We start from the raw sequence: 2,496 nt of genomic DNA on the forward strand, positions 1-2,496 counted from the left end.
CGACGCGGTCGCCGGAGCGGGCAGCGCTTCGAGGGGCGGGGCCGAGGGGCTCCCGACGGGCGGGGCCGAGGGGCTGCGGATCGCGTTCGCGACGGGGTCGGACCGGAGCCTCCAGGCGTTCAAGGACGCGCTCTGGGCGGTCGACGAGTCTGCCGGCCTCCGGTACCGTGACCCGGCCGATCCGCAGGGGCGCGCCCTCGACATCGCGCTTGACCCGGACCCGGGTCCGCTGCGCCGGGAACTCCTCGCCGAGCTGGGCCGGTGCGGCCCGCGTACGGTGACCGAGCTGCGCCGGTTCGCCCTCACCTCGACCGTGTACCGGGCGGCGGACGCGACCCGGGCGCTGACCGGCCTGCTCGACGCGAAAGCGGTGGCCCGCGACCCGGAGCACGGCCGGCTCGGCGGGGACGTGCTGATCAGGGCGGTGGCCGGAAACAGCGGATCAACTGCTTGACCGCGATGGACACTCCGGTGGTGACCGCGCCGATGCCGAAGACCATCCGGAGGCAGACCGCGACCCGGGCGACCGTGAGCCCGACCAGCGACCGGACCTGTATCTGCTCGGGGTCGTCGGCCACGGCGAGCTGCCGGCGCACCAGGCTGGTGACCAGCCACGCCACGGCGATCACCAGCACCACGGACAGCGCGGCGTGCGACCAGCCGAAGGCCGTGCTCGACGAGCACCGTGAAGTAGGCGACCAGCGGTAGCAGGACCGACAGGGCCGCCCTACGGCGCTGACGGGTCAGTGGTGGTCCCGCGCCATGCGGCGATTCTCGCCGGGTTCCCGGGCGCGGCGGGGAACCGGCCAGCCCGCCCCGCCGTAGGTCGGGGCCGGGGACTAAACATCGAACGGGGCGCCGGTCGGTCACCGGCGCCCCGTTCGACCCCGGGACGTCAGGCCCGGGACTTGTCCTGCTTCCACGACAGCGGGCCGGGCAGGTCGACGCGGTGCGCCTTCGCCCGCGAGTTCCAGGACCAGCGGCCGATCTTGATGCTCCAGGAGGAGAACCCGTTCTCGGTGAAGTTCAGGATGATCGGGCCGTACTTCTTGCGCTTGCGAAACATCAGGCCCATCGCGGGGCTCCCTTCGTGACCACACCCTGCCGTGTCGAACTCGAACATGCCCGAAACTCCAATTCGCGAAACCCGCCTCCGTCCGCACTGGACGCCGCCGCCCAGCCGACCCGGGAATTCACACTCAACAGATGGGATTTCGCGATCTGTTCTCTGCTGTAGGCAGTGCATGCCCAGATGAAAGCGATTCATATCTCATATTGTGGAAGGGCGTTGACCGTTCGAAGAGGGCGGCGGCACCATGGGGTGATGGCGCAGCGGGACGAGTTCCTTCTCATCGCCCGCATGCACGTCGACCTGGTCCGACACGCGGGCGCGCTCTGTTGAGGTGACCGGTCGCCCGGCCACCGTTTCCGCCCGTCCGCCCGGAGCGCGGTCGGCGCGCCGCCGCGTCCCGCACCGCACGGCGCCCGCCGCGCGGCGTGGCCGCACCGCCCAGCGGACAGATCAGGAGACAGCCGTGTCCCCTTCCCGTCGCACAACACACCACTCTCTCGTCGACACGGTGCCCGCCCGTCAGCGGGCAGCCGGCCTCCCGGTTGCCTGCACCGACCGGCGACGTTCCCTGCGGCGGCCGGCATGACCACCGTGGACCGGCCCGTGGCCGGCACCACCGAGCTGCGCCCGGTCGACATCGACCTGCTCCGCGCGCTGCTGCACCGGCAGGCCACCACGGTCGCCGTGGTCACCACGCCGGGGCGCTCCGGAGGCCGGGGCCGGCCGGCGCTGCCACCGGCCGGGTTCACGGCGACCTCGTTCACCTCCGTGTCGCTGGAGCCGCCGCTGGTGTCGTTCTGCCTCGGCCGGGCGTCGTCGAACTGGCCCACCGTCGAACGCGCCGAGCACGTCGCCGTGCACCTGCTCGCCGCCGGTCAGCAGGAGGTGGCACGCACCTTCGCCACCAGCGGCGTCGACAGGTTCGCCGCGTGTCCCGGCTGGGCGCCCGGCCCGTTCGGTGTGCCGCTGGTCGAGGGGGCGCCCGCGGTGCTGCTCTGCCGGGTGGCGCACCGGGTGTCGGCGGGGGACCACGCCATCGTCATCGCCGAACCGCTGGCCCTCGGCGTGGGAGAGGACGGTGCCCCGCTGGTGCACCACCGGGGTGGCCACTTCGCCACCGCCGAGCAGTAGCAGCGCATCCGCGACCGTGCCCGTCGGGCCCGCCGCCCCGCCGTGCCCATGATCCCGCCGTGCCCGCCGCCTGCGCAGAACGGGGCCGCACCCGTGCGGGGGCGGTGCGGCCGGACGGTCGGTCGGATCAGCGGGGCTCCCAGGCGTCCGGGCGGGCGATCAGCCGCCGGACGTGGCCCGGCAGCCGCCCGCTGGCCATCTCCGCCAGGTTCACCTGGTCAACCACCTGCCGCACCGCCGCCCGCACGAGCCACACCAGAGCCGGGGCAGGTTCTCCGCCGCCCCGTCGTAGC

General features: G+C 73.5%; 4 protein-coding genes and 1 pseudogene. 3 read left to right on the forward strand and 2 right to left on the reverse strand.

All coding sequences use genetic code 11. The annotated features are described in order from the left end of the window. Positions 1–454: pseudogene (locus MCAG_RS23805) on the forward strand (hypothetical protein); the annotation flags it as partial. On the opposite strand, the gene MCAG_RS23810 reads toward MCAG_RS23805, so the two are convergent. Continuing rightward, entirely contained in the window at positions 417–635 is a 219-nt protein-coding gene (locus MCAG_RS23810; protein ID WP_232290255.1) for a hypothetical protein, read from the reverse strand. The pseudogene MCAG_RS23805 and the gene MCAG_RS23810 sit on opposite strands and share 38 nt — an antisense overlap. 260 nt (positions 636–895) lie before the next feature. Continuing rightward, positions 896–1,075, reverse strand: a complete 180-nt coding sequence (locus MCAG_RS23815) for a DUF4236 domain-containing protein (RefSeq protein WP_007075522.1) — start codon at positions 1,073–1,075, stop codon at positions 896–898. Positions 1,076–1,288: 213 nt separating this feature from the next. Between MCAG_RS23815 and MCAG_RS36340 the strand changes: the two genes are divergently transcribed. Both MCAG_RS36340 and MCAG_RS23820 read left to right on the forward strand, forming a co-directional pair. Then, complete coding sequence (locus MCAG_RS36340) at positions 1,289–1,402, forward strand: putative leader peptide (RefSeq protein WP_369751333.1); 114 nt, start codon at positions 1,289–1,291, stop codon at positions 1,400–1,402. Between the two features lie 252 nt (positions 1,403–1,654). Then, positions 1,655–2,203 carry a flavin reductase family protein gene (locus MCAG_RS23820; RefSeq protein ID WP_036374962.1) on the forward strand — a complete coding sequence of 183 codons (549 nt, stop codon included), beginning with the start codon at positions 1,655–1,657 and terminating at the stop codon, positions 2,201–2,203. Positions 2,204–2,496 lie beyond the last annotated feature (293 nt).

Source organism: Micromonospora sp. ATCC 39149 (assembly GCF_000158815.1).
Lineage (GTDB): Bacteria > Actinomycetota > Actinomycetes > Mycobacteriales > Micromonosporaceae > Micromonospora.

What these genes read in the sequence shown, in the direction of transcription:
- MCAG_RS23815 (WP_007075522.1), bottom strand. Translation starts at nt 1,075, where the DNA reads ATGGGCCTGATGTTTCGCAAGCGCAAGAAGTACGGCCCGATCATCCTG.
- MCAG_RS23820 (WP_036374962.1), top strand. Translation starts at nt 1,655, where the DNA reads ATGACCACCGTGGACCGGCCCGTGGCCGGCACCACCGAGCTGCGCCCG.